Source organism: uncultured Martelella sp., assembly GCF_963677965.2.
Classification (GTDB): domain Bacteria; phylum Pseudomonadota; class Alphaproteobacteria; order Rhizobiales; family Rhizobiaceae; genus Martelella; species Martelella mangrovi.
The window spans coordinates 3,407,381-3,432,598 of record NZ_CAXXFM010000001.1; the positions used below are offsets into that span (position 1 = coordinate 3,407,381).

Genomic DNA, 25,218 nt, shown 5'->3' on the forward strand with positions numbered 1-25,218 from the left:
GATCACGAAACCGATTTCAGCGACTTGCCTTCCGGATCGCGATTGATCGTCGTGGCAATATCCTTGGTCCATGCGGAAACGGCCGGAACGCGCTTGCGGTCGACGCGGTAGGCATATTTCTTGGCGATGTCGACGATCTCTTCCAGAAGACCTTCCTTCAGCGTCGTCGGGTTGAGGCCGAGCGAGAGGAACTTGTCGTTCTTGACGATCAGTTCGTTCTCCGGCGCTTCCTTGCGCGGGTTGGGCAGCCAGGCGATTTCGGTGCCGCTCATTTCGGAGATCATCTTGGCCAGGTCGCGCACCCGGTGGGTCTCGGTCATCTGGTTGAAGATTTCAACGCGGCTGTTGCGCTCCGGCGGATTGTTGAGCGCCAGTTCGATACAGCGCACCGAATCCTGAATATGGATGAAGGCGCGGGTCTGGCCGCCGACGCCGTGGACGGTCAGCGGATAGCCGATTGCCGCCTGAATCAGGAAGCGGTTCAGCACCGTGCCGTAATCACCGTCATAGTCGAAGCGGTTGATCAGCTGTTCGTGGCGCTTGGTCTGTTCGGTGTGGGTGCCCCAGACGATGCCCTGATGCAGGTCGGTGATCCGAAGCCCGTCATTCTTGGCATAGAAGGCGAACAGCAGCTGATCCAGGCACTTGGTCATGTGGTAGATCGAGCCCGGATTGGCAGGGTAGAGGATTTCCTGGGAAACCTTTTCGCCCGTCGTGGCCTCGATATCGACCGGCAGATAACCTTCCGGGATGGCCGCGCCGACGGTCGAATAGCCGTAAACGCCCATGGTGCCGAGATGGATGACATGGGCATCGAGATCGATCTCGACGAGCGCGTTCAACAGGTTGTGCGTCGCATTCACATTGTTGTCGACCGTATAGTTCTTGTGGCGGTCGGACTTCATCGAGTAGGGGGCTGCGCGCTGCTCGGCGAAATGGATGATGGCATCCGGCTTCTCATCCTCCAGCCACTTCTTCAGGATTTCATAATCCTTGGCGAGGTCGATGAGATGAAAATGAATCCGGCGGCCGGTTTCGGCGTGCCAGATACGGGTGCGCTCCTGAATGGAGTCCATCGGGGTGAGCGACTGAACGCCGAGTTCGGTGTCTATCCAGCGCCGCGACAGATTGTCGATGATATGGATTTCGTGTCCGGCATCAGACAGATGCAGCGACGTAGGCCATCCGATGAACCCGTCTCCGCCCATAACCGCAATTTTCATGGAGCCACTCCGATCTGTTTTCTCATGCAGTGAATTTCGATGTTAACCGACTCCAGTATGACATAAATGCAATGTTTTTTTTACGCAATCGATACTGATGCCGCAGGCCGGACCCTTTCCGTTGCCGGTTTTACGGTTGCGAAGCCGCTCCGCTCTGGATTAGGAGAGAGCCGAAAACGCTTCAACGAGGTCCGGAATGACGGAAAAAAGCGGTGAAAATACATCGGATCTGAGCGGCTGGCTCGAACCCGGAAAACATCATCTGCGCCAGCGGGTCTATTATGAGGACACCGATTTTTCAGGTGTCGTCTATCACGCCCGCTATCTTCATTTTTTCGAACGCGGCCGCACCGATTACCTGCGCTGCCTTGGTGTCGAGCAGCGCACGCTTTACACGATCGATGAGGAAGGGCTGGCATTTGCGGTCCACCACATGGACCTCAAATTCATCCGTCCGGCCCGCATGGATGATATTCTGGAGATCACCACGACGACGGCGAGGGTGACCGGTGCGCGCATGGTGCTGGAGCAGTCGATCTCGGCCAACGGCGTGCTGTTGACGACGGCGACCGTCACGGTGGTGGTGATCAACAAGCACGGACGCGCGCGGCGGATGCCGGATGAACTTGCCCGGACATTGCTTGGCGGGCAGGGCGAATAAGCCAAAAGCTTGACAATCGCGGGCTTGCTAAAACATGAGTATTATGTGAAGGAATTTCGCCGCCGCTTTGCGGGGTCGTGATTTTGACTAGCTGCCATAGGTTTCAGGGTCTCCGGGACCGCCGGTAACCGGGTGTTAACCATGATCATGTTTCATGCGAGAAGCGGGATTTCGGGCCGGTTTGCCCAGCTTTCACCACGTTTTTGTACGAGATGGAGCTGATATGTGCACTTCTGCAAATCCCATCGTAAACCGAAACTGACTCGCAGGCGGCTCTAACTGTACCCGCCCGGTAAGCCGGGCCCCTATATTCAAGGACTTACGTCACATGGAACAGCTTGGGTTGGAAGCAGCACACGCCGATGTCGGCTTGCTGGCGCTCTTCATGCAGGCCGGATTGATCGTCAAACTGGTGATGATCGGCCTGATTGCCGCTTCGGTCTGGACGTGGGCGATCGTGATCGAGAAGATCATTGCCTACAACAAGGAACGCCGCGCCTATAACCAGTTCGAAGATGCCTTCTGGTCGGGCACGTCGCTGGAAAAACTCTATTCGAATCTTTCCGAGCGCAAGACCTCCGGCATGTCCGCGGTTTTCGTGGCCGCCATGCGCGAGTGGAAAAAATCCTTCGAACGCGGCGCCCGCGCGCCGGTCGGCCTGCAGATGCGCGTTGAAAAGGCGATGGATGTGGCCATCCAGCGCGAATCGGACAAACTCGAGGCCCGTCTCGGCTTTCTGGCCAGTACCGGTTCTGCCGCCCCCTTTGTCGGCCTGTTCGGTACGGTGGTCGGTATCATGACCTCGTTCCAGGCAATTGCCGGTTCGAAATCGACCAATCTTGCCGTCGTCGCTCCCGGTATTGCCGAAGCGCTGCTGGCCACTGCCATCGGTCTGGTCGCGGCTATTCCCGCCGTTATCGCCTATAACAAGCTCTCTGCCGATTCCGGCAAGCTGATTGGCCGCATGGAAGGCTTTGCCGACGAATTTGCCGCGATCCTGTCGCGCCAGATCGATGAAAAACTCCAGTCGCGCCCGGCTGCGGAATAAAGCCTGGAAGGGGATAGCGATATGGGAATGACCGCAGGAACAAGTGCGACAGGCGGAAGCCGCCGCGGACGCAGGCGCGGCCGCCGCGGTCCTGTCAGCGAAATCAACGTGACGCCGCTCGTCGACGTCATGCTGGTGCTTTTGATCATCTTCATGGTTGCCGCACCGATGATGACCGTCGGCGTGCCGATCGATCTGCCGGAGACGCAGGCGCAAGCGCTCAACTCCGATACCCAGCCGATCACGATTTCAGTCAATCCGGAAGGCCAGATCTTCCTGCAGGAGACCGAGATCGGGATCGATGAAGTCGTGCCGAAGCTCGAGGCGATTGCCACCACCGGCTACAGCGAGCGTATCTATGTGCGCGGCGATGCCAGTGCCGGTTACGGCACGGTGATGCAGGTCATGGCGCGGATTTCCGCGGCCGGTTTCAAGAATATCGGACTGGTGACCCTGCAGGAACAGGATAGCTGATCTTTCGCCATGACGCGCAGCCTTGCCATCTCTTTTGTTCTCCACTGTCTGGTCATTGGCTGGGCAGTGTTTCTGCTCGGCACGCCGCCATCGATGGAAGTGGCGGATGTCGATGCATTGCCGGTGACGCTGATCCCGGTGGAGGATGTCACGCAGGTGCAGCAAGGCGATGAAAATGCCGACCTTGCCGACATTGCCGCGCCGATCCCGACGCGGCGGCAGGATCAGGTGGCCGATGCGCAGAATGTCGGTGAAAACGATATCGACCTGAATAGCGCGCCGGAGGCGGCGCCTGCCGATGTCGAGCAGGACCAGGCCGCACTTCCGACGCCGTCGGCTGCTGAAACACCGGAGCCGGCGCCGCAGGAGGATGTGGCCGAAACGCCGCCGCCCACGCCCGCCGAGCGCCCGGAACCCGCACCCGCGCCGGAGCCAGCACCGGCGCCGGAACCGACGCCTGCGCCCGAACCGGCGCCTGCACCTGAACCCGCACCGGCGCCTCAGCCCGAGGCCGCAGAGGTTCCCGAACCGGCCCCGGCGCCGACACCGGAACCCACCGAGACCGCTGCGCCCGAGCCCGAGCCGGAACCTGAAGCGCCTGCCGAGCCCGAAGAGCCGGAACTGGCCTTCCCGGACCAGGCGCCGCTGCCGACGCGACGTCCGCCCGAACCGGCACAGCAAACCCGCACGGCGCAGGCACAGCGCACCGACAGCCAGACCACGGCCTCGACCACGACGGAAGAAGATGACTTCAATGTCGATGACATTGCCGCGCTCCTGAACCGGACCGAGGCAACCGGCGGCGGCGCACAGCGCAGCGAAACACCGGCGGCGCTGGGGACGGAACGCAACACCAGCAATGCCCAGCTTTCCCAGAGCGAGCTGGATGCGCTGCGCGGTCAGATCCAGCGCAACTGGTCGATCCTGGCCGGTCTTGACGGTGCGGAAGGGGTGCGCATACGCATACACATGAGGCTCGATCCGTCCGGTGCGATTGTCGGAGCGCCCGAGGTGACGGCAACGGGCGGCAGCGAAAGCGCACGGCGGATTCTCGCCGGCGGCGCCCGCCGTGCGGTGCTGAAATCCTCGCCCTTCGTCCAACTTCCGCCAGAAAAATATGACGCCTGGAGCGAAGTTATCGTGAACTTTGATCCAAGCCAGATGCTTTAACTTTTAACCGGAGGACTGCGGACCGGTATCGCCATCCGCATCAGACCGACGCAATCAACGCTGAAAGGCCTGTCCTGCCATGCTTAAACGCTGTCTCGTATTTCTTTCCGTCGCCTGGGCCGGTTTCGGCCTTCTGTTCGTCGCACCGGCCAATGCGCTGGTCGAAATCGACATTTCGCGCGGCAATGTCCAGCCGCTGCCGATAGCGATTACCGATTTCATATCGGATGACGGGCTGGGAACGGATATTTCCGGCGTGATCGCCGACGATCTCGAGCGCTCGGGTCTGTTCAAGGCGGTTGACCGCTCGGCCTTCATCCAGCAGATCAACGATCCGGATCAGACACCGCGTTTCGAGGATTGGCGGCTGATCAATGCCGAAGCCCTTGTCGTCGGCCGGGTTACCCGTGAGCCGGACGGCCGTCTGCGGTCCGAGTTCAGGCTTTGGGATACCTATGCCGGCCAGCAGATCATCGGCCAGCAGTTTTTCACCCAGCCCGACAACTGGCGTCGCGTTGCCCACATCATCGCCGATTCCATCTATCAGGCGCTGACGGGTGAGCAGGGCTATTTCGACAGCCGCATCGTCTATGTTTCCGAAAGCGGCCCGAAGACCGACCGCAAGCGCCAGCTGGCGATCATGGATCAGGACGGCCACAATGTCCGCATGCTGACGGATGGTCAGTATATGGTGCTCACGCCGCGGTTCTCGCCGAACCGGCAGGAAGTCACCTACATGTCCTATGAAAACGACCAGCCGCGCGTCTACCTGTTGCAGCTGGAGACGGGACAGCGCGAGGTCGTCGGCAATTTCCCGGGCATGACCTTTGCACCACGGTTTTCGCCGAACGGCCAGCGCATCATCATGAGCCTGCAGCAGGACGGCAATGCCAATATCTACACCATGGACCTCAGGACCCGCGCCACGACGCGGCTGACCAGCACATCCGCCATCGACACTTCGCCGTCCTATGCGCCCGACGGCAACCAGATTGTGTTCGAAAGCGACCGCGGCGGCCGCCAGCAGCTTTACGTCATGAACGCAGATGGCTCGAACCAGCACCGTATCTCGTTTGGCGACGGCAGCTATTCGACGCCGGTATGGTCGCCGCGCGGCGACCTGATCGCGTTCACCAAGCAGTCCGGGGGCAAGTTTTCCATTGGCGTGATGAAGCCGGACGGCAGCGGTGAACGCATTCTGACCACCGGCTTCCACAATGAAGGTCCGACATGGGCGCCGAATGGCCGCGTCCTGATGTTCTTCCGTCAGAATGCCGGCGAGGGCGGTCCACACCTTTATTCCATCGACCTGACGGGCTACAATGAACAGCGGATTTCAACGCCCGACTATGCTTCGGACCCGGCCTGGTCGCCGCTTCTGGAGTAGCGGCGAAGGCGGTTTTCGGCTGCACATTTACTGTTTGTTAACGATCTTCGTTGAGGGGTGGTTAACGGCGATTTGCTAGGCATATGTCGACATTGACCGGTCTGTCGCAGACGTTGCGCAACCGATCGGCAGACCATCGGTTATCATGGCGTACCTGAACCGATTTTCCGGTGTCGGACACGAAATTGGAACGCTTGAAGGAGAGCGGTAATGAGCCGAGCTATGCTTGGATTTGAAGGCCTTTCGAGGAAGAAAGCGATGAGACCTGCCGTTGTTGCGCTCTGTGCGGTGATGGCGCTCGGCCTTGCCGGCTGCGCATCCAAACAGGAAAACCTGCCGGGTAGCGGCGGTCAGGGTGTGGCGGGCGCCAATGCCGGTGTTGCCTCTCCCGGCACCACGCAGGATTTTGACCTCAATGTCGGCGATACGGTCTATTTCGAGACCGATTCGGCCGCGATCACTCCGATTGCCGCCCAGACGCTCGACAAACAGGCCCAGTGGCTGCAGCGTTATACCAGTTATTCGATCCGCATTGCCGGTCATGCCGACGAGCGCGGCACACGCGAATATAACCTTGCGCTTGGCGCACGGCGCGCCACGGCCACGAAGAACTACCTGGTTTCGCGCGGTATTCCCGCCAACCGGATTTCGACGATCTCCTACGGCAAGGAACGGCCTGTCGCCGTCTGCGACAACATTTCCTGCTGGTCGCAGAACCGTCGTACGGTCACCGTGCTGGGTGGCGCCGGAAGCTGATCCGGCCAACGGATATGAAGAAAAACCGGCTTTTGGCCGGTTTTTTTGTGTCTGCAGTGCAAGAAAGTGCTTTTTGATCTAAATATGGCCGGAAATATCGTGTCCGACGACACGCAAGTCCATTTTACCGGCTTTAGGAAGGGATCATGAGAAAAGCATTTTTATGTCTGTTGGCGGGGAGCGCCTTTCTGGGGATGCAGGCAAGTGCTGGGGCTGCCGGCTTTTCGGTGTTTCCGGCAACAGGCAACACGCAGCCCCAGACCGTTCAGGTCCAGGCGACCGATCCTGCCATGCGGATCATGCAGCTTGAAGAGCAGGTCAGGAACCTCAACGGCCAGGTCGAGGATTTGAGCTTCCAGATGCTGCAGATGGAGGAACGGATCCGCAAATTGCAGGAGGATATGGAATTCCGCCTGCAGGATCTGGAAAGCGGCATGGCAACGCCGTCCGCGCCTTCATCGTCCGAACCATCGCCGGACAACGGGACTGACAATGAGGCGGCTTCGATCGACAATCCGCCGCCCATGCCCGACAGCGCGATGAATGACGCGAGCATTCCCGGCGATGTTTCGCCGGATCTGCCCGAGGGAGCGGAAGGGGGCGGTGACGATGCCGCCTTCTACAACACGGCCTACAATCTCGTCCTGTCCGGCGATTATCCGCAGGCCGAAAATGCCTTTGGCGAATTTGTGCTGAGCTATCCCGACAGCCCGCTCATTCCCGATGCGAGCTTCTGGCTTGGCGAATCGATGCTGGCCCAGCAGAAATACAACGAGGCCGCCAAGACCTTCCTCAACGCCTACAAGGCCTATGGCAATTCCGACAAGGCCCCGGAAATGCTGCTGAAGCTCGGCCAGTCGCTTGCCGGTATGGATAACAAGGACGCCGCCTGCGCGACCTTTGCCGAGGTGCCGGTGCGTTACCCCGATGCGGCACAGGCCGTTCTGGACAAGGCCCGCTCGGAGCAGTCGGCCAACGGATGCTGATGGCAGCGTCGGTCCCGGCTGCCGATACGCCGGCCCGCAGCGCACCGCTGCGCGCTGCACAGGACTTTGTTTTACAGCTGAAACCGCAGTGCCATGTTCTTGTTGCCGTTTCCGGCGGCGGCGATTCGATCGGGCTGCTCTCAGCACTTTTGGCGGCAAAAACGATATCCGGCAGGACCGATATCAGGTTCACGGCCGCAACCGTCGATCACGGTCTGCGCCCCGAAGCGGCTGGCGAGGCGCTCTGGGTCGGCGCTTTTTGTGCCGAACGCGGGATTGCCCATCACACCCTTGTCTGGGCGGATGACAAGCCACAGTCCGGGCTGATGGTTGCGGCCCGCCATGCGCGCTATCGCCTGCTTTCCGCTCTGGCCGGCCGCTGCGGCGCCGATGTCATCGCCGTTGCGCACACGATGGACGACCAGGCCGAAACCTTCGCCATGCGCGCCAGTCGCGGCGCTTCGACAGTCTTGACCGGCATGGCGGACAAGACCCTGATTAAGGGAAAGCACTGGGTCGCGCGACCGTTTTTGAAGATCGGGCGCAGCGCCATCCGCGATTTTCTTACACTGAGCGGTCTTTCCTGGATCGATGATCCGAGCAATGACGACGCGCATTATGAACGGGTGCGGACGCGCCGGAGTATTCGGGAAACCGTCGAAACACTGGCAGAAGATGCGGAAACGGCAGCGCGCGCGCGGGACAGATTGTCGCGCGATGCAGCAGACCTTTTTGCCGGTATCGCCACAATCCATGGCGCCACCGTGGCGCATCTCGATATTGACGGTCTTCTCGGCGCCGGGGAGGCGGCTCGCTATCTGCTCAACATTCTTGTTCCCGCGCTTGGCGGCCTTTCCTATGGCCCCGGTGGCGATGTGCTGGATCGCGTGACCGCGCTCTGCACCGCGCCGCACGGCGCCCGCATGACGGCCGGACGCTGCCTTTTCGAGAGGCATCGCGGGCATCTGTTCATTCTGCGTGAACGCCGCGGCCTGCCGGAAACGGAAATTGCGCCGGGCGAAAAAGCCGTTTGGGATGGTCGCTTTTGTTTTGAAAACCGGTCGCAGGCGACACTGCGCATCCGGCCTGCTGGACCGGGCGGTGCGGGTGATACAGATGCTTTTGCAGGGCTGCCGCCGCGACTTGCGCGTCTTGCCGCTGCCGTGCGCCCCGTGGCCATGGACACTGCGGGGAAGCGGGTATTTCCGACGGGTGTCTATCTCGCGCCGTTCGACCGGTTTTTGCCGGGATTCGACCTGACGCTGGCAAATATGATGGCTGCGGCTTTCGCGCATACGGCCTATCGTGAACCGGCCGCAACCTATTTACGTTGAGAAAATGAATCTTGGAACCGGCTTGTCTTGGCAAGACAGGGTGCGGACCCTATGTTAGGCGTAATTCAGCGGCATTCTGACGTGCCGGTAATATGATTTCGGGGAGTTTAATGAACCCAAACCTACGCAATATTGCGCTGTGGGCGATAATCGCGTTGTTGCTGGTCGCGCTGTTCAGCATGTTCCAGTCAACGCCGTCGCACAATGCGGGCAACGCGGTGGCCTACTCGCAGTTCGTGAATAATGTCGATTCCGGAAGGGTCAAGGATGTGACCATTACCGGAAACAACATCACCGGCACCTATTCCGATGGCGCCGGCACGACTTTCCACACCTATGCGCCGGTGATCGACGACTCCTTGCTCAACAAGCTTGAGGCCAACAATGTCGACGTCACCGCCAAGCCCGTCAATGATGGTTCCGGCGGTATTCTGAGCTATGTCGGCACGCTTCTGCCCATGCTGCTGATCCTCGGTGTCTGGCTGTTCTTCATGCGTCAGATGCAGGGCGGTTCGCGCGGCGCCATGGGCTTCGGCAAGTCCAAGGCCAAGCTTCTGACGGAAGCCCATGGCCGGGTGACGTTTGACGATGTTGCCGGTGTCGACGAGGCCAAGCAGGATCTCGAAGAGATCGTCGAATTCCTGCGTGATCCGCAGAAGTTCCAGCGCCTTGGCGGCCGCATTCCGCGCGGCGTGCTGCTGGTCGGCCCGCCCGGTACCGGTAAGACGCTTCTGGCGCGCTCCGTTGCCGGTGAGGCCAATGTGCCGTTCTTCACGATTTCGGGTTCCGACTTCGTGGAAATGTTCGTCGGTGTTGGTGCATCCCGTGTGCGCGATATGTTCGAACAGGCCAAGAAGAATGCGCCCTGCATCATCTTCATCGACGAAATCGATGCGGTTGGCCGTCATCGCGGCGCCGGTCTCGGCGGCGGCAATGACGAACGCGAACAGACGCTGAACCAGCTTCTGGTCGAGATGGACGGTTTCGAGGCCAATGAGGGCGTGATCCTGATTGCCGCAACCAACCGTCCCGACGTTCTCGACCCGGCATTGCTGCGTCCCGGCCGTTTCGACCGTCAGGTCGTGGTGCCGAACCCGGATATTGTCGGCCGCGAGCGCATTTTGAAGGTTCACGCCCGCAACACGCCGCTGGCGCCGAATGTCGACCTCAAGGTTGTGGCCCGCGGCACTCCCGGCTTTTCCGGTGCGGATCTGATGAACCTCGTCAACGAAGCCGCCCTGATGGCAGCAAGGCGCAACAAGCGTCTGGTCACCATGGCCGAATTCGAGGACGCCAAGGACAAGATCATGATGGGCGCCGAGCGGCGTTCCTCCGCGATGACCGAGGCGGAAAAGAAGCTGACGGCCTATCACGAGGCCGGTCATGCGATTGTGGCACTGAAGGTTCCGGTGGCCGATCCCGTCCACAAGGCGACCATCATTCCGCGCGGCCGTGCGCTGGGCATGGTGATGCAGTTGCCCGAGGGCGACCGCTATTCGATGAGCTACAAGTGGATGATCTCGCGGCTGGCGATCATGATGGGCGGCCGTGTTGCCGAGGAACTGACCTTCGGCAAGGACAACATCACCTCCGGCGCGTCCTCCGATATCGAGCAGGCCACAAAGCTTGCCCGGGCAATGGTGACGCAATGGGGCTTTTCCGATGAACTCGGTCAGGTGTCCTATGGCGAAAACCAGCAGGAGGTCTTCCTTGGCCATTCGGTTTCGCAGAGCAAGAATGTCTCTGAATCCACGGCGCAGAAGATCGATTCGGAGGTTCGCCGCCTGATCGATGAGGCCTATGTCGAGGCCACCCGGATTATCAGGGACAACAATGACGGCTTCGTTGCGCTGGCCGAAGGGTTGCTCGAATACGAGACGCTGTCCGGTGACGAAATCAAGTCGATCCTTCAGGGTGAAAAGCCCTCGCGTGATCTGGGTGACGACACACCGCCTTCGCGCGGGTCTGCGGTGCCCTCCATGGGTCCGAAGAAGGATACGCCATCGGGCAAGCCTTCCGACGGAACGGAAGGCGACGGTTTCGAGCCGCAGCCCAACTGAGACAAGGACCGCCGGTTTCCCCGGCGGTTTTTTTCTGTCTGCATGCGGGCAGTCGCCAAGACGGGGGCTCTTGCTCTCGGCCGTCGGCGGCACTGAAGCGCGCTTTCCGGTAACGTCGTGTTAGCGTTGTTGACGTTATTTTAGGTGCCCTGAAGCCGATTTTCTGCCATGAGAGCGCATTGATGGCCCGGCAGAGACACGACCGTCGCCCGCGGGCGGCTGAGATGAGGAACGACATGGCACGCAAGTATTTCGGAACCGACGGTATTCGCGGACAGTCCAACACTTTTCCGATGACGCCCGATCTGGCCATGCGCGTCGGCATCGCTGTGGGGACGATCTTCCGTCGCAATGACCACGCCCGCCGGGTGGTGATCGGCAAGGATACGAGGCTTTCCGGCTATATGCTCGAAAATGCGCTGGTTGCGGGTTTTACGGCGGCCGGCCTCAATGTTTATCTGCTCGGGCCGATCCCGACGCCGGCCGTCGCCATGCTGACGCGCTCGCTCAGAGCCGATGTCGGCGTGATGATTTCGGCGTCCCACAATCCCTATGCCGATAACGGCATCAAGCTTTTCGGGCCCGACGGCTACAAGATGTCGGACGAGATCGAGGCCCGGATCGAGGCGCTGGTGGACCGTCAGGATTTTTATCCCCAGCTTGCCCGTGCCAACGAAATCGGCCGCGCCAGCCGCGTCGAGGGCGACATTTACCGTTATATCGAGTTCGTCAAACGCACACTTCCCCGGGATGTGACCCTGCACGGCCTGCGCGTTGTCGTCGACTGCGCCAATGGCGCGGCCTACAAGGCGGCTCCGACCGCGCTTTGGGAACTGGGGGCCGATGTGGTGACGATCGGCGCGGAGCCGAACGGCCTCAACATCAACAAGGAATGCGGCTCGACCTATCCGAAGACCTTGCAGGCGAAGGTGCATGAGGTGCGCGCCGATATCGGCATCGCGCTCGACGGCGACGCCGACCGGGTGATCATCGTCGACGAGAAAGGCAACATCATCGACGGCGACCAGCTGATGGCGGTGATTGTCGGCAATATGGCCGATGACGGTGCGTTGAAGGGCAATGGTCTTGTGGCCACCGTGATGTCCAATCTCGGGCTTGAGCGTCATCTCAACAGCAAGGGGCTGGAACTGGCGCGCACCAAGGTTGGCGACCGTTATGTCGTCGAGCACATGCGCCAGCACGGCCACAATGTCGGCGGCGAGCAGTCGGGTCACATCGTGCTTTCCGACTTCGGCACGACCGGCGACGGACTGGTGGCGGCCCTGCAGATCCTTGCTGCGGTCAAGCGTGCCGGCAAGCCGGTGAGCGAAGTCTGCCGCAAGTTCGAACCGGTTCCCCAGCTGCTGCGCAATGTCCGCATTCAGGCGGGCGCGGCGCCGCTGGAGAATGGCAATGTCAAAAAGGCGATTGCCGACGCCGAAGCCGAACTGAAGGGCAGGGGGCGCCTGGTCATCCGTCCGTCCGGCACGGAACCGCTGATTCGCGTGATGGCCGAAGGCGATGACCCGGCCCAGGTGGAACGCGTTGTCTCGGGTCTCATCGACGTGATATCCAGCGTGCGTGACGCCGCCTGAGAACTTGTTTCAAGAATGCGCGGGCCAATAGCAAGTAAGCTCCGTGACTGGATTCATGTATGCTATCGGTATGAACCGAATTGTGAAATGGTGCGAGAATGACGCCGACGACTTCCTTCAAGCCGACGATATTGTTGTCGCCGATGAAGAGCGATTTTAATCACTTTATCGACTCGTTTTCGAACACGCTTGCAGATAGGGGGTATCGTGTGAGGCCGTACGCTACCAAGTCGCTTGGAGCAGCGAATGTGGTTGTTTTTCACTGGCCGAATGAGTTCTTTTTGAAAAAAAATAGTGTTTCAAGACTATTGAAGAGTTACAAACGAATTCTTTTTATGAGGTATTTTCGGAGATTCAATAACCTGAAGGTTATTTGGATATCTCATAACATATTTCCTCATGACGCAACCGAAGTAGATCGCCGGTTGCTTTCTTTCTTTTTCGGTACCCTGGACGGAATTGTCTGCCTTTCAAATGCGTCGAGAAACCAGTTGCTCGCGAGCTATCCGTTATGCCGGAATACGCCAATATTGGTAACTGTCCACGGGCACTATCGCGATATTCAGCTTGCGCCCGCCAAAATTTCCAGATGGCAAAAAGGTCGCCTCCGACTCGGCTGTTTCGGCCAGATACGCCGCTACAAAAACCTTCTTGCTCTCGTTGAGTGTGCCTCGGAAATTCCCGATATTGCTGATTTGGAGATAGTTGGGAAAACGATAGATTCGATGCTGGCCGAAGAGCTTGAGTATGCTGTCTCTAGGACGTCCAATGTTACTTTTGCGTCACGTGAGACATACCTTGATAACACCGAGCTGGAAAATTTTATAGATTCTTGCGATGCGGTTGCCTTGCCATACCGAAATATCACCAATAGCGGCGCTGTCCTTCATGCACTTTCGCGAAATCGGCCAGTGCTTGCGCCCAAGCTGGGCAGTTTGCCTGAATTGCAAAATGATGTTGGAAAAGAATGGCTGTATCTCTACGAAGGAGAGCTTTCGTCCGGTATATTGACCGATTTCATTTCCAACTTGAATGCGCGAGAATATAGTGCGGCAGGCCCAGATTTAAGTCGATATGGCTGGGATCGTATCGGGTCCGATTGCGACCAGTTTTTCAAGTCGCTTTTCGAAAGCAAAGGCAATAATCTTTGATTGTTATATTTACAATTACGACCAAAGGTCGTATGGAAATGCGCCAATCAGTTTTTCCGACGAAAAGCTGATTTTCGGCATGCCGCCCATCTCCTTCGCTTCCTCAACTGACGTGGCAAACTCCAGGCTCTTTCTACCTGTACCCAGGACGTAGTCCTCATATTTGAATAAGCTCTCGACTTCCGATATACGCAAATATCGCGCTGGAATACCATACGCTTCTGCAATGACAATGGCGTGAAGCGAGCTAGCCAACACAAACTCGCTGCTCGTGATTTCCTTGATACAGCGATTCCATGGCAGCAAAGGCGAAAGAACTTCTACGCCTTTCGGATATGTATCATCGTTGAGGTTGGGGACAAAAAGAAGCTTTCTTTTCTTGTCGGTAGCCTGAGTATTAGGTAGCAGGGCTTTACAGAGCAATGCGGGATCACCATAAATCTCGGGAACCGTGATCCCCTTTTCCATCAGGAATTCCCGGGTTTTGGGGCCGCGGACCGCGCGCACATCAAGCTCGTTGAAATTATAGGAGTTCGTATTGGTTTTCCCGTTGATTCCAGTACCCCAAATTGTATTTTGGTCATTGGCAAAGTGAAGGATCGACCCGATCGCCAGCATTCTCGCTTTTTTTGAAGTTTCCTGTTCAAGAAACAGGCCCTGATCGGCAAGCAGTTTTGTCACTATTATTTTTGATAGATGGTCGCCAAAATTATGAATTCCGCTGGGGGGCGTCCAATAGAAAAGCTCAACGCTCGATCCGTCCAGGCGAGGTTCCCGCAAGATTGCTTGTTTTTTCTTCTTTTTAAAGAACTTCATTGGGCGTTCATACTTTTCATCAGGCGTGTGTGTTTAAAATACGATCTGCACGGCTCAACTCAAGGGTACGCGGCTAGCCCTGCCAGTTGACGTACAAGCTGTACGCTAACCCGCCATGTGAATGACGGCAATATTCATGTGGTTGCCGTTTCGCAAATGTATCATTTTCTAATGCACGAAGTTTAAGAATGGCACTTGCGAGAGCGACGTTCTAAGATTAATTCCAAAATGGTTGGAGTCAGTTTTCCTTGCGGCATGTAAACTCACCTCCTGCGTCGCTTGCTAGGTTTAACGAGGGGAAACTGATGAGGTATGTCTGCGTTCGGGCTTAACTGATCCGAGCGTCGAAATGAATTGAATTTGACTGGAATATTATGAATTCGTTCGTCTGTATTATGATTTGTACGCGTCGCCGTCCGCGGATGCTTGGCGAATGTTTGAAATCCGTTCTGCCGCAGCTGAACGGAGGGGAGGGTGGAGATTGCGTCGTTGTTATCGAGAATGACGATCATCCGCGCTCACGGGATGTGGTTGATCGATTCAAGGCATTATTTCCTGATCTGAATATAGTGTATGCTCTTGAGCCAGAGTTGGGTATAAGTCCAGCGCGTAACCGCGGGCTTGCGATAGCGAAAAACATGCATCCGGAATGGCTCGGTTTTCTCGATGATGATGAGGTTGTCACCGAAGGCTGGCTGCCGGCCATGCGGCGCGCGATGGTAGAGTTCAAAGCAGATGTACTGACTAGCGGTGTTCGTTATATCACACCTGCTACTCTTCCGCTGTTTTACCGCCGTCCATCGGAGATATCCCAAAAACGTGGCACATTACTGAATGCAGCGGCTACGAATAATACATTTTTGCGGAAATCATGGCTTACAGAACAGGAAGAGGAGTTCCTGTTTGATTCGGCTTTTCGCTTTCTCGGGGGGAGTGATATCGAATTCTTTTCACGCTTAACAAGCCTCGGAGGCCGGATTGTTTGGGTTGATGATGCTTTCGTCGAGGAGGAGGTGCCCGACGGCAGGATTTCCCTATCCTATAATATGCGGCGCTGGCAGCGCGTCGCTGCGGTGATGGCGTACCTTCGTATTCGACAAAACGGTCGGTGGAAGGCCTTTTGGGGGGTATTTCCCAGAATGGTCGAATGGTGCGCATTGGGGACGCTGTTGATCGTATACGGTGGTGTTGAAATGGCGTTTTCCCGCGATCAGGGTGCAGCTCGAATTATGAGTGGTCTGAAAAAACTCAGTTCGTTTGTGGGGCTTATTCGAGGTTTTTTCTACCTGTTGCCCCAGCCATATAAAAATGTAGACGGATCATAGCTCTCGTGGTCGTACGAATAGAATTTTGGGTGCCAAGTCCGCGTCCAAAACGAACGTAAGTGGTGCTGCGTCTTTTCCACTTCGTAGTCATCATCAAGTCATCTTTTCCCTTGCGTATTCTCAACGCCTCCCGTATATCCGGCGGCGGGACACCTCTCCCCAACGAGAGGCTACTATCTGAAAGGGTAGAGATATGACAGATATGACCAAGCCGGACGTGCGTCCGGTCAATCCCCGCTTTTCTTCTGGCCCCTGTGCGAAGCGTCCCGGTTGGACGCCTGAAGCGTTGAATGACGCTCCGCTTGGCCGCTCCCACCGCGCAAAAATCGGCAAGGCGAAGCTGAAAGAAGCTATCGACCTGACCCGCGAAGTCCTGGATGTTCCGGGCGATTATCGCATCGGCATTGTGCCGGCTTCCGATACCGGCGCTGTCGAAATGGCGCTTTGGTCGCTGCTTGGCGAACGTGCTGTCGACATGCTCGCCTGGGAAAGCTTCGGCGCCGGCTGGGTCACCGATGTGATCAAGCAGCTGAAGCTTAAGGATGCGCGCAAGCTTGAAGCGCCCTATGGCCAGCTGCCCGACCTTTCCGCTGTCAATTTCGACAACGACGTGGTTTTCACCTGGAACGGCACCACCTCCGGTGTGCGCGTTCCCAATGCCGATTTCATTCCTGCCGACCGCAAGGGGCTGACGATCTGCGATGCCACCTCTGCCGTGTTCGCGCAGAAGGTCGATTTCAACAAGCTCGACGTCGTCACCTTCTCCTGGCAGAAGGTTCTCGGCGGCGAGGGCGGTCACGGCATCCTCATCCTGTCGCCGCGGGCTGTAAAACGGCTTGAGACCTACACGCCGGAATGGCCGCTGCCGAAGATCTTCCGCATGACCAAGGGCGGCAAGCTGATCGAAGGCATCTTCGAAGGCGCCACCATCAACACGCCGTCCATGCTGTGCGTCGAAGACTATCTCGATGCGCTGAAATGGGCGAAGACCGTTGGCGGACTTGACGGGCTGGTTGCCCGGGCCGATGCCAATGCCAAGGTGATCTTCGATTTCGTTGAAGCCAACGACTGGATCGAAAACCTGGCCGAAGTGGCCGACACCCGTTCCAATACGTCCGTCTGCCTGAAGATCGTCGATCCGGACGTCGTCAAGCTTGACGATGCAGCCCAGGCAGCCTTTGCCAAGGCGATCGTCTCCACGCTCGACAAGGAAGGCGTGGCCTATGACATCGGCGCCTATCGCGATGCACCGTCCGGTCTTCGCATCTGGGCCGGTTCCACGGTGGAAACCGCCGATATGGAAGCCCTGATGGGCTGGCTCGACTGGGCCTTCAAGACCGAAAAAGCCAAGCTCGCGGCTTAAGCGAGGCGAATTGACAAGGCTCGCGCCGCCTTGAATGGAAAGGCGCGGGCTCATCATTCCCGACAATTATTCTTTTTGATGGAGGCCTATCATGGCACCTCGCGTACTCGTATCCGACGCCCTGTCGGAAGCTGCTGTTCAGATTTTCAAGGATCGCGGCATTGATGTCGACTTCCAGCCGAAGCTCGGCAAGGACAAGGAAAAGCTGCTCGAGATCATCGGCCAGTATGATGGTCTGGCGATCCGTTCGGCCACCAAGGCCACCGAAAAGCTGATCGAAGCCGCCACCAATCTCAAGGTCATCGGCCGCGCCGGTATCGGCGTCGACAATGTCGATATTCCGGCCGCCTCGCGCCGCGGCATCATCGTCATGAACACGCCGTTCGGCAACTCGATCACGACGGCCGAACATGCGGTCTCGCTGATGCTGGCCGTTGCCCGTCAGATCCCCGCCGCCGATACCTCCACCCAGGCCGGCAAATGGGAAAAGTCGAAATTCATGGGTGTCGAGATCACCGGCAAGACGCTCGGTGTTATCGGCGCCGGCAATATCGGCTCCATCGTCTGCGACCGCGCCATCGGCCTGAAGATGAACGTGATCGCCTACGACCCCTTCCTGTCGCAGGAACGCGCTGAAAAGATCGGCGTGACCAAGGTCGAGCTCGATGAACTGCTGGCCAAGGCCGATTTCATCACCCTTCACGTGCCGATGACCGACAAGACCCGCGGCATTTTGAATGCCGAGGCGCTTGCCAAGACCAAGAAGGGCGTTCGCATCATCAACTGCGCCCGCGGCGGTCTTGTTGACGAAGCGGCTCTGGCGGAAGCCATCAAGTCCGGTCAGGTTGCCGGTGCAGGCTTCGACGTGTTCGAAACCGAACCCGCCACCGAAAGCCCGCTTTTCGGCCTGCCGAATGTCGTCTGCACGCCGCATCTCGGCGCGTCGACCACGGAAGCACAGGAAAACGTCGCACTTCAGGTCGCCGACCAGATGTCGGATTACCTGCTGAAGGGCGCCGTCACCAACGCCATCAACATGCCGTCGATTTCGGCCGATGAAGCGCCGCGCCTGAAGCCGGTGATCAAGTTGGCGGAAGTGCTCGGCGAATTCGCCGGTCAGGTGACGGAAAACGCGATCAAGGAAGTCGAGGTTCTCTACGACGGCAACTTTGCCCAGATGAACACCACGGCGCTGACGAGCGCGCTTCTGGCCGGCCTGTTGCGCCCGCTGGTCGCCGACGTCAACATGGTGTCCGCACCGATCATGCTGAAGGACAAGGGCATTATCCTGCAGGAAACCAAGCGCGACAAATCGGGTGTTTATGACGGTTACATCAAGCTGACGATCACCACCGAAAAGCAGACCCGTTCGGTTGCCGGCACGGTGTTCTCGGATGGCAAGCCGCGCTTCATCCAGATCAAGGGCATCAACATGGACGCCGATGTCGGCCGTCACATGGTCTACATCTCCAACACCGACGTGCCCGGCATGATCGGCTTCATGGGAACGACCCTTGGTCAGGCCGGCGTCAACATCGCCAACTTCCAGCTTGGTCGCGACAATGAAGGCGGCGATGCGATCGCGCTTCTCTACGTCGATGAGCAGCCTTCTGACGCGGTTCTCGACAAGCTGCTGGCGAATGAGGCCATCAAGCAGGCCAAGCCGCTCGAATTCTCCGTCGAATAAAGACGGTTCCCTCTTGGGTGCACTGGCCCGGTTTCTGTTCGCAGAGCCGGGTCTTTTTTGTTTTATCCGGCACGCCGAAGCGCGGTTCGTTATCTCCGATAGCCTGTTTGCCGGGTTGAACAGCAAAGGATTTGCGTTGCGCGGCTTCGTTGGCGTAGCGTGCGTGGCCGGACGATGACAAGGGAGAAGACAAACATGAGCGAGACCCGATTGCAGGCGCTGGACGACGCGCTGTCGCGGCTTTCCGAAGCCGATTTTGTCATGGGGCCGGAATGGGAAGCGGTTCACGAAATCTGTCAGGCCCATGAGGGCGAGAAACCCTTCGATGCAGCCCATGCGCTCTGCCATCGCATTGAGGGCGATACCTGGAATGCCGGTTATTGGTACCGGCGGGCCGGCGAGCCTGCCGCCACGGGCTCATTTGCCGAGGAGTGTGCGGCGTTGAGGGCGAAGCTCAACGGTTCGTAAATCGCCGCCTCTGGCCGCAGCGGAAACGGGGGACTGAACAGAAAGAGCCCGTGCACTGCTGTGTATGTGCACGGGCCCTGCTTCGATTTATGTCAGCCGTTGACGGGCTCTATGGCGGGCGGGCTCCAGGCTCCGTCAAGAACGGAAAGTTCCGGCCAGTAGATACGCATCGTCAGGCTGAAGGGGCCGCTTTCGGGTGTCGGCAGCCAGTTCGCCTCCTTGTCCTTGCCGGGTGAGCTTCGCTGGATGTAGATGTCGACGGAGCCATCTGCGTTTTTCTTCAGCGGACTGTGGCTGCCGAGCGAATGGCGGTCTATCGCGTTTTTGGCGAAATACTGTTTCTGATTATAGAGCGTCACCGACCAGAAGGCCCGGGCGGGCGGGAGTTGGCCCTTGTCGAAATGCAGGACATAGTCCTTGGAACTGTCGAGCGGGTCTCCCTTGGCATCGACGAACGCGCTCGGATAGACGGCGTCGACCGGCTTGTTGGCGCCCATTCCGCCAAAAGCGACGCCGGCGCGATGCATGTAATCTGAACCGTAGGTGCCAATCCCGGTGAGATTGATCCTCCAGCCATTGACCAGTGTTCCGGAATTTTCCCAGGTCTTTTCGATAAACGGCAGGACCTTCGAGGGCGCGGCGGCGATTGCGTCCTGAACGGCTTTCGGCTGGGCGGAAGGATCATAGCTTTTTCCGGGCACGAGGCCGATCCGGGCCATCAGGTCAACGGCCGAATCGTCCATGGCATGGGGCGGGTTTTTCTTCATCAGTTCGGCGAAGCGCTTGAAGAATGCCGCGCCGTCGAGCTTTTCGACCTGGCTGACCGGCGAACTCATGTCGCGCGTCTTGTCGACACTGCCCGCCGGCGCAACATAATCCTTGCCCCAGGCGCTCAAAGGCACGGCCTTCAGCTTGGACTGAAAGGCGTGGACGGCATCATAATCGACCGGGCCATTGGTTTCGACACGGCCGATCATCCAGCCCTGGTCGGTCGGGCTCCTGTAGGCCCGCACGCCGTCGGGCAGTTGCCCCTGCCAATCGGGCGCGACGATCGCGAAGCTGTAGGCTTCATCGCCGATGGTGCGCGTTCCCGGCGAGGCATAGACCTCGGTCCACTCGTCCATCAGCTCAAAAAGATAGTAGCGCTCGCCGATATCAGGGACCGAGATGATCAGCGGTTCCTTCGAGACATCATAGATGAGGGACGAGTACAGCGTGTCGGCATTGGGACGGACGACGGTGTCGAAGGAGGCATCCGGAAAGGCCGCCAGATTGGCGAACTGATTATAGGGTGCGCTCACGCCGCCGGGCTTCGCGACATTGGTCGAGATGCCGGCGCCGATGTCCATCAGCACCATCGGATATGCCATGACATAGACCGAATCGACGATGGCGCTGGCCTGTTCGTCGGTCAGTGCATCACTTGAAAGAATTTGGGTCTGGGCGAAGACCGGACTGCTGCCCATGACCGGTGAAAATGCCGTTGCGAGGCTGAGTGCGGCGACAGCGAAAGGTTTCAGCTTCATGTGACGTCCTCGGAAGATTTATTCAACCGGGCAAAACCATAGATTGAAGGTGTTTTTGTGGCATGTAAACCCATAGTGGCACGGCAAATTTCAGGTGAAATTGCCGTGCCGGTTGTTACCTGTTGTCAGCTTGGCTGCGGACCAGTTCCAGCCCGCGGCCGGTGATCTGGTACGGTTTACCGCCTTTCGAGCGGATGGCGCGTTTTGCCTTCAGCTTGCGAAACAGTGTGAGATCGAGTTCGGGAAACCGCCATCCCTCTCGGGTATAGCAGTCGAGCCGTGCGATCTTGCGATTGTCGTCGCGGATGAGTTCTATCCTGCCGCCCTGTGCGAGCAGGTGCAGAATGCGCTGTTCACTGCGCGAAATGTCCATGGTCATGAATTCCGGATTTGCGCCTGTCTGAGGGCGCATGAAAACGGTTCCCGTCGGCAGGGATTGCCGCGGGGCTCATCGTTTTCGGCCGCTGCGCGCATCGCATCGCTGCTGAGATATTGCGGGCAGGGCCCTTACCGGGATTCCAGTCGGTTAGACATCAAGTCTCCATTTGACGTGGACGTCATACGCCCGAAAGCGGTTCCGGTCAAGGAATTGCCTTGGTTTCAGGCTGCCATCGCGCTTGCGTCTTTGCCCCATTTGCTCTACCTCACAAACGATATTTCCGTGAATGAACGATGAGCTGATCATGACCATTGTCGATACCCGTACGCCTGACCCGAAACGCATGTTGCCCGGTGTCACCGGTGATTGGGAAATCATTGTCGGCCTGGAGGTGCATGCGCAGGTTACGAGCAATTCGAAGCTCTTCTCCGGCTCATCGACAGCGTTCGGCAAGGCACCGAATGCCAATGTCTCGCTGGTGGATGCGGCCATGCCCGGCATGCTGCCCGTCATCAACGAGGAATGCGTCAAGCAGGCGGTGCGCACCGGCCTCGGCCTGAAGGCGCAGATCAACAAGCGCTCGATCTTCGACCGCAAGAACTATTTCTATCCCGACCTGCCGCAGGGCTACCAGATCTCGCAGTACAAGGACCCGATCGTCGGCGAGGGGACCATCACGATTTCGCTGGGCCCGGACAAGAAGGGTAATTTCGAGGATATCGAAATCGGCATCGAGCGCCTGCATCTGGAACAGGATGCCGGCAAGTCGATGCATGACCAGCATCCCACCATGTCGTTTGTCGATCTGAACCGCTCCGGCGTGGCGCTGATGGAAATCGTTTCCAAGCCGGATCTGCGCTCTGCCGACGAAGCCAAGGCCTATCTGACCAAGCTCAGAACCATCGTGCGCTATCTCGGCACCTGCGACGGCAATATGGACGAAGGCTCGATGCGCGCCGACGTCAACGTCTCCGTGCGCAAGCCGGGCGGTGAATTCGGCACGCGCTGCGAGATCAAGAACGTCAACTCGATCCGCTTTGTCGGCATGGCGATCGAAAGCGAGGCCCGCCGCCAGATCGATATTCTGGAAGACGGCGGCGAAATCGATCAGGAAACCCGGCTGTTCGATCCGGTCAAGGGCGAAACGCGGTCAATGCGCTCCAAGGAAGATGCGCACGACTATCGTTATTTCCCCGACCCCGACCTGCTGCCGCTGGAATTCGATGACGCCTTCATCGAGGAACTGGCCAAGGACCTGCCGGAACTGCCCGACGACAAGAAGGCCCGTTTCATCAACGATCTCGGCCTTTCTGTCTATGACGCCTCGGTGCTGGTCTCCGACAAGGCGGTTTCCGACTATTATGAAAAGCTGGTGGAGCTGAGCGAAGCCAAGGCCGCCGCCAACTGGGTCATCAATGATCTGCTCGGCGCGCTCAACAAGGCGGGCAAGGGCATTGACGAAACCCCGGTTTCTCCCGAGCAGCTCGGCGCGATCCTGTCGTTGATCAAGGACGGTGTGATTTCCGGCAAGATCGCCAAGGATCTGTTCGAGATCGTCTGGAACGAGGGCGGTGATCCGAAGCAGATCGTCGAAGATCGCGGCATGAAGCAGGTGACGGATACCGGCGCAATCGAGAAGATCGTCGACGAAATCATCGCTGCCAATCCCGAACAGGCCGAAAAGGTCAAGGACAAGCCCTCGCTTGCCGGCTGGTTCGTCGGTCAGGTGATGAAGGCATCCAAGGGCAAGGCCAATCCGCAGGCCGTGCAGGCGCTGGTGAAGGAAAAACTCGGGGTTGCGGAGTAAGCCCTTGTTTTTCGTCCGAACCGCGATGGAGGCGGACATTCCGGCGGTATGCAGCCTGCTGGATATCACCTGGCATGCCACCTATGATCCGATCCTGGGCGCGGAAAAGGTCAGCCAGCTTGTTGCAAGCTGGCATTCTGCGCAGGCGGTCAAGGCGCGCCTCGAGCGCAAGGGCGGTGAGTTTCTGGTGGCCGATGATGGCCGCCGGCTCGGTGGCATGGCCTACGCCGCGCCGTCGAAGACCAAGGCAGATGTGATCAACCTGCACCAGCTCTATATCCATCCGGATTTTTTGCGGCAGGGGATCGGCCGCGATCTGTTTGCCGAAATCGAGACCTGTTTTCCGCATGCGAAAAAGCTCGCGCTGGAAGTGGTGATCGGCAATGACGCGGCACTGGCGTTTTATCAGGCGCATGGCCTGAGCGAGGTCTCGCGGACCGAAAACTGCGGCACCTGTGGCTCCGGCATTCCGGCAATCGTCATGGAAAAGGACCTTCCCGGTGTCTGATCTCGAAGCGCTGGTCATTCGTGAGGCCCGGCCGGGCGACCTCGAGGCGTTGATTGCGATGTTCGCGGGCGATGCGCTCGGCGGTCACGGCGACACCACCGATCCTGACGCCCGTGACGACTATCGCGAGGCTTTTGAGGCGATAGCCGCATCGGCCAATGATACGCTTTATGTCGCGGAGCTCGATGGCGTCGTCGTCGGCACGTTTCAGACCACCTATACCCGCACGCTGACCGGCCGGGGCAGCGCGGTGCTGACGATCGGCTCCGTGCAGACCCATGCCGACTGGCGCGGTCGCGGTATCGGTGGGAAAATGATCGAGGCGGCCATTGCCGAAGCCCGGGTGGAAGACTGCCGGCTGGTGCAGTTGATGTCGAACAGCAACCGCGTCGATGCCCACCGGTTTTATGAGCGGCTCGGTTTCACGCCGTCACATCTCGGCTTCAAAATGAAGCTGAAAGGTCGGTGAGGCCGTTTGCCGCTCTGGACAAGTGCGGCATGACGCGCCATACACAGTGTTGAGAAATCGGAGACAGGCCGCGCCTTGCGGTCCCTGACGAAGGAAAGAGAATGGCTGGCTTTCTGACAAAGATGTTTACCTGGTGGAATGGCTCGACCATTGGCACGGATGTGTTTACCCGCCGCTTCGGCAAGAAGGTTGGCGAGGACCAGTTCGGAAACATTTATTACGAAGGCGGTATGTCCACCTATGGCCTGAAGCGCCGCTGGGTGGTCTACAAGGGCTATGCGGATGCATCTTCCATTCCGCCCGGCTGGCACGGCTGGATGCACCATCGCACCGATACGCCGCCGACCGAGGCTGCCTACAAGGCGCGTGAGTGGGAAAAGCCGCATAATCCGAACCAGACGGGTACCGTATTGGCCTACCGGCCGAAGGGCTCGCTTGTCGTTCAGGGCGAGCGCAACGAGGTCACCGGCGATTACGATGCCTGGACGCCGGGTGCGTAAGGTTTTTGCCGCAATCGGACGGTAGGCTGGCGTCAATGTCAGTCTGAAATGAAGCGCGGCATCGGTCGCGCTTTTTGTTATCAAGGGATGTTCCATGGATTTCCGTGCATTGAGCCGTCTTCTTACCGTTTCACTTGGCGTGGCGGTGGCGGGCATGTCCGCCAGCCCGGTCTTTGCCGCGCGGGTTGAAAACCCGGTTGCCGTTTTCGGCGGTATCGACAAGATCACCGGCCGCACCTACACCTTCGATGCCTATGTCGGCGAGACGGTCCAGTTCGGCCGCCTGCAGGTCACGCCGCGGGTGTGCTATTCGCGCGACGATACGGAGGAGCAGCAGGTCGATGCATTCGTGCAGGTGGACAAGGTCTCGCTGCAAAACGAGATGAACCGGATTTTTTCGGGATGGATGTTTGCCGATTCGCCGGCGCTCAATGCCGTGCAGGACCCGATCTACGATGTCTGGCTGACCGACTGCGTTGAAGAGGCCGACGTTCCCGCTCCCTGAATTTCCGATTTTTTCGAAGG

General features: G+C 58.5%; 24 protein-coding genes. 20 read left to right on the forward strand and 4 right to left on the reverse strand.

The window, feature by feature from the left end; all coding sequences use genetic code 11:
* Positions 1-2 precede the first annotated feature (2 nt).
* A complete protein-coding gene (locus ACHZCU_RS15870; protein WP_106301514.1) occupies positions 3-1,223 on the reverse strand; it encodes an NAD-dependent epimerase/dehydratase family protein in 1,221 nt (406 codons plus the stop codon).
* Between the two features lie 196 nt (positions 1,224-1,419).
* Between ACHZCU_RS15870 and ybgC the strand changes: the two genes are divergently transcribed.
* From ybgC to ACHZCU_RS15925, 11 genes are all read left to right on the forward strand, one after another.
* On the forward strand, positions 1,420-1,884 hold the full coding sequence (gene ybgC, locus ACHZCU_RS15875) for a tol-pal system-associated acyl-CoA thioesterase (protein WP_106302162.1): 465 nt from the start codon (positions 1,420-1,422) through the stop codon (positions 1,882-1,884).
* Between the two features lie 328 nt (positions 1,885-2,212).
* On the forward strand, positions 2,213-2,932 hold the full coding sequence (gene tolQ / locus ACHZCU_RS15880; RefSeq protein WP_106301512.1) for a protein TolQ: 720 nt from the start codon (positions 2,213-2,215) through the stop codon (positions 2,930-2,932).
* A gap of 21 nt (positions 2,933-2,953) precedes the next feature.
* Positions 2,954-3,406 (forward strand): protein TolR, encoded by a 453-nt coding sequence (gene tolR / locus ACHZCU_RS15885; protein WP_106301510.1) that lies wholly within the window; start codon positions 2,954-2,956, stop codon positions 3,404-3,406.
* Positions 3,407-3,415: 9 nt separating this feature from the next.
* A complete protein-coding gene (locus tag ACHZCU_RS15890; protein WP_319519528.1) occupies positions 3,416-4,576 on the forward strand; it encodes a hypothetical protein in 1,161 nt (386 codons plus the stop codon).
* Positions 4,577-4,655: 79 nt separating this feature from the next.
* Complete coding sequence (gene tolB / locus ACHZCU_RS15895; protein WP_106301504.1) at positions 4,656-5,963, forward strand: Tol-Pal system beta propeller repeat protein TolB; 1,308 nt, start codon at positions 4,656-4,658, stop codon at positions 5,961-5,963.
* Between the two features lie 210 nt (positions 5,964-6,173).
* The gene (gene pal, locus ACHZCU_RS15900; protein WP_106301501.1) at positions 6,174-6,719 is read left to right on the forward strand and encodes a peptidoglycan-associated lipoprotein Pal; all 546 of its coding nucleotides are present in this window, start codon (positions 6,174-6,176) and stop codon (positions 6,717-6,719) included.
* 146 nt (positions 6,720-6,865) lie between these two features.
* Positions 6,866-7,705, forward strand: coding sequence for a tol-pal system protein YbgF (ybgF, locus tag ACHZCU_RS15905; RefSeq protein ID WP_319519529.1), 840 nt, complete (start codon positions 6,866-6,868; stop codon positions 7,703-7,705).
* Positions 7,705-9,039: a tRNA lysidine(34) synthetase TilS gene (gene tilS / locus ACHZCU_RS15910; protein ID WP_319519530.1), complete on the forward strand. Its 1,335-nt coding sequence runs from the start codon at positions 7,705-7,707 to the stop codon at positions 9,037-9,039. Before ybgF ends, tilS begins: the two co-directional genes overlap by 1 nt.
* A gap of 110 nt (positions 9,040-9,149) precedes the next feature.
* Entirely contained in the window at positions 9,150-11,099 is a 1,950-nt protein-coding gene (gene ftsH, locus ACHZCU_RS15915; protein ID WP_106301492.1) for an ATP-dependent zinc metalloprotease FtsH, read from the forward strand.
* Positions 11,100-11,335: 236 nt separating this feature from the next.
* Positions 11,336-12,694 (forward strand): phosphoglucosamine mutase, encoded by a 1,359-nt coding sequence (gene glmM, locus ACHZCU_RS15920; protein WP_106301489.1) that lies wholly within the window; start codon positions 11,336-11,338, stop codon positions 12,692-12,694.
* Positions 12,695-12,792: 98 nt separating this feature from the next.
* Entirely contained in the window at positions 12,793-13,845 is a 1,053-nt protein-coding gene (locus tag ACHZCU_RS15925) for a glycosyltransferase (protein ID WP_319519531.1), read from the forward strand.
* 15 nt (positions 13,846-13,860) lie between these two features.
* Here ACHZCU_RS15925 and ACHZCU_RS15930 read toward each other — a convergent pair whose 3' ends face one another.
* Positions 13,861-14,661, reverse strand: coding sequence for a polysaccharide pyruvyl transferase family protein (locus ACHZCU_RS15930; RefSeq protein ID WP_319519532.1), 801 nt, complete (start codon positions 14,659-14,661; stop codon positions 13,861-13,863).
* A 374-nt stretch (positions 14,662-15,035) separates the two neighbouring features.
* Here ACHZCU_RS15930 and ACHZCU_RS15935 point away from each other — a divergent pair, with 374 nt between their 5' ends.
* The 4 genes from ACHZCU_RS15935 (at position 15,036) to ACHZCU_RS15950 (ending at position 19,504) form a co-directional block, all read left to right on the forward strand.
* Complete coding sequence (locus ACHZCU_RS15935; protein ID WP_319519533.1) at positions 15,036-15,986, forward strand: glycosyltransferase family 2 protein; 951 nt, start codon at positions 15,036-15,038, stop codon at positions 15,984-15,986.
* Positions 15,987-16,179: 193 nt separating this feature from the next.
* Positions 16,180-17,349, forward strand: a complete 1,170-nt coding sequence (locus ACHZCU_RS15940; RefSeq protein ID WP_319519534.1) for a phosphoserine transaminase — start codon at positions 16,180-16,182, stop codon at positions 17,347-17,349.
* 91 nt (positions 17,350-17,440) lie between these two features.
* On the forward strand, positions 17,441-19,036 hold the full coding sequence (gene serA / locus ACHZCU_RS15945) for a phosphoglycerate dehydrogenase (RefSeq protein ID WP_319519535.1): 1,596 nt from the start codon (positions 17,441-17,443) through the stop codon (positions 19,034-19,036).
* Between the two features lie 195 nt (positions 19,037-19,231).
* Positions 19,232-19,504, forward strand: a complete 273-nt coding sequence (locus ACHZCU_RS15950) for a hypothetical protein (RefSeq protein WP_319519536.1) — start codon at positions 19,232-19,234, stop codon at positions 19,502-19,504.
* 92 nt (positions 19,505-19,596) lie between these two features.
* On the opposite strand, the gene ACHZCU_RS15955 is transcribed toward ACHZCU_RS15950, so the two are convergent.
* Together ACHZCU_RS15955 and ACHZCU_RS15960 are read right to left on the reverse strand one after the other, a co-directional pair.
* The gene (locus ACHZCU_RS15955) at positions 19,597-21,030 is read right to left on the reverse strand and encodes a DUF1254 domain-containing protein (RefSeq protein WP_319519537.1); all 1,434 of its coding nucleotides are present in this window, start codon (positions 21,028-21,030) and stop codon (positions 19,597-19,599) included.
* Positions 21,031-21,145: 115 nt separating this feature from the next.
* Positions 21,146-21,403, reverse strand: coding sequence for a YjhX family toxin (locus ACHZCU_RS15960; RefSeq protein WP_106302159.1), 258 nt, complete (start codon positions 21,401-21,403; stop codon positions 21,146-21,148).
* A gap of 310 nt (positions 21,404-21,713) precedes the next feature.
* On the opposite strand from ACHZCU_RS15960, the gene gatB reads away from it, so the two are divergent.
* From gatB to ACHZCU_RS15985, 5 genes are all read left to right on the forward strand, one after another.
* Positions 21,714-23,216 carry an Asp-tRNA(Asn)/Glu-tRNA(Gln) amidotransferase subunit GatB gene (gatB, locus tag ACHZCU_RS15965; RefSeq protein ID WP_319519810.1) on the forward strand — a complete coding sequence of 501 codons (1,503 nt, stop codon included), beginning with the start codon at positions 21,714-21,716 and terminating at the stop codon, positions 23,214-23,216.
* Positions 23,217-23,220: 4 nt separating this feature from the next.
* The gene (locus ACHZCU_RS15970) at positions 23,221-23,724 is read left to right on the forward strand and encodes a GNAT family N-acetyltransferase (protein WP_319519538.1); all 504 of its coding nucleotides are present in this window, start codon (positions 23,221-23,223) and stop codon (positions 23,722-23,724) included.
* Positions 23,717-24,193: a GNAT family N-acetyltransferase gene (locus ACHZCU_RS15975; protein WP_319519539.1), complete on the forward strand. Its 477-nt coding sequence runs from the start codon at positions 23,717-23,719 to the stop codon at positions 24,191-24,193. Before ACHZCU_RS15970 ends, ACHZCU_RS15975 begins: the two co-directional genes overlap by 8 nt.
* A 101-nt stretch (positions 24,194-24,294) precedes the next feature.
* Positions 24,295-24,693 carry an NADH:ubiquinone oxidoreductase subunit NDUFA12 gene (locus ACHZCU_RS15980; protein WP_106301462.1) on the forward strand — a complete coding sequence of 133 codons (399 nt, stop codon included), beginning with the start codon at positions 24,295-24,297 and terminating at the stop codon, positions 24,691-24,693.
* A 94-nt stretch (positions 24,694-24,787) separates the two neighbouring features.
* Complete coding sequence (locus tag ACHZCU_RS15985; RefSeq protein WP_106301459.1) at positions 24,788-25,198, forward strand: DUF2155 domain-containing protein; 411 nt, start codon at positions 24,788-24,790, stop codon at positions 25,196-25,198.
* Positions 25,199-25,218 lie beyond the last annotated feature (20 nt).

What these genes read in the sequence shown, in the direction of transcription:
- ACHZCU_RS15925 (WP_319519531.1), top strand. Translation starts at nt 12,793, where the DNA reads ATGACGCCGACGACTTCCTTCAAGCCGACGATATTGTTGTCGCCGATG.
- ACHZCU_RS15940 (WP_319519534.1), top strand. Translation starts at nt 16,180, where the DNA reads ATGACAGATATGACCAAGCCGGACGTGCGTCCGGTCAATCCCCGCTTT.
- ACHZCU_RS15980 (WP_106301462.1), top strand. Translation starts at nt 24,295, where the DNA reads ATGGCTGGCTTTCTGACAAAGATGTTTACCTGGTGGAATGGCTCGACC.
- ACHZCU_RS15950 (WP_319519536.1), top strand. Translation starts at nt 19,232, where the DNA reads ATGAGCGAGACCCGATTGCAGGCGCTGGACGACGCGCTGTCGCGGCTT.
- tolR (WP_106301510.1), top strand. Translation starts at nt 2,954, where the DNA reads ATGGGAATGACCGCAGGAACAAGTGCGACAGGCGGAAGCCGCCGCGGA.
- gatB (WP_319519810.1), top strand. Translation starts at nt 21,714, where the DNA reads ATGACCATTGTCGATACCCGTACGCCTGACCCGAAACGCATGTTGCCC.
- ybgF (WP_319519529.1), top strand. Translation starts at nt 6,866, where the DNA reads ATGAGAAAAGCATTTTTATGTCTGTTGGCGGGGAGCGCCTTTCTGGGG.
- tolQ (WP_106301512.1), top strand. Translation starts at nt 2,213, where the DNA reads ATGGAACAGCTTGGGTTGGAAGCAGCACACGCCGATGTCGGCTTGCTG.
- glmM (WP_106301489.1), top strand. Translation starts at nt 11,336, where the DNA reads ATGGCACGCAAGTATTTCGGAACCGACGGTATTCGCGGACAGTCCAAC.
- ACHZCU_RS15960 (WP_106302159.1), bottom strand. Translation starts at nt 21,403, where the DNA reads ATGGACATTTCGCGCAGTGAACAGCGCATTCTGCACCTGCTCGCACAG.
- ACHZCU_RS15890 (WP_319519528.1), top strand. Translation starts at nt 3,416, where the DNA reads ATGACGCGCAGCCTTGCCATCTCTTTTGTTCTCCACTGTCTGGTCATT.
- pal (WP_106301501.1), top strand. Translation starts at nt 6,174, where the DNA reads ATGAGCCGAGCTATGCTTGGATTTGAAGGCCTTTCGAGGAAGAAAGCG.
- ACHZCU_RS15955 (WP_319519537.1), bottom strand. Translation starts at nt 21,030, where the DNA reads ATGAAGCTGAAACCTTTCGCTGTCGCCGCACTCAGCCTCGCAACGGCA.
- ybgC (WP_106302162.1), top strand. Translation starts at nt 1,420, where the DNA reads ATGACGGAAAAAAGCGGTGAAAATACATCGGATCTGAGCGGCTGGCTC.
- ACHZCU_RS15930 (WP_319519532.1), bottom strand. Translation starts at nt 14,661, where the DNA reads ATGAAGTTCTTTAAAAAGAAGAAAAAACAAGCAATCTTGCGGGAACCT.
- tolB (WP_106301504.1), top strand. Translation starts at nt 4,656, where the DNA reads ATGCTTAAACGCTGTCTCGTATTTCTTTCCGTCGCCTGGGCCGGTTTC.
- ACHZCU_RS15935 (WP_319519533.1), top strand. Translation starts at nt 15,036, where the DNA reads ATGAATTCGTTCGTCTGTATTATGATTTGTACGCGTCGCCGTCCGCGG.
- serA (WP_319519535.1), top strand. Translation starts at nt 17,441, where the DNA reads ATGGCACCTCGCGTACTCGTATCCGACGCCCTGTCGGAAGCTGCTGTT.
- ACHZCU_RS15870 (WP_106301514.1), bottom strand. Translation starts at nt 1,223, where the DNA reads ATGAAAATTGCGGTTATGGGCGGAGACGGGTTCATCGGATGGCCTACG.
- ftsH (WP_106301492.1), top strand. Translation starts at nt 9,150, where the DNA reads ATGAACCCAAACCTACGCAATATTGCGCTGTGGGCGATAATCGCGTTG.
- ACHZCU_RS15985 (WP_106301459.1), top strand. Translation starts at nt 24,788, where the DNA reads ATGGATTTCCGTGCATTGAGCCGTCTTCTTACCGTTTCACTTGGCGTG.
- tilS (WP_319519530.1), top strand. Translation starts at nt 7,705, where the DNA reads ATGGCAGCGTCGGTCCCGGCTGCCGATACGCCGGCCCGCAGCGCACCG.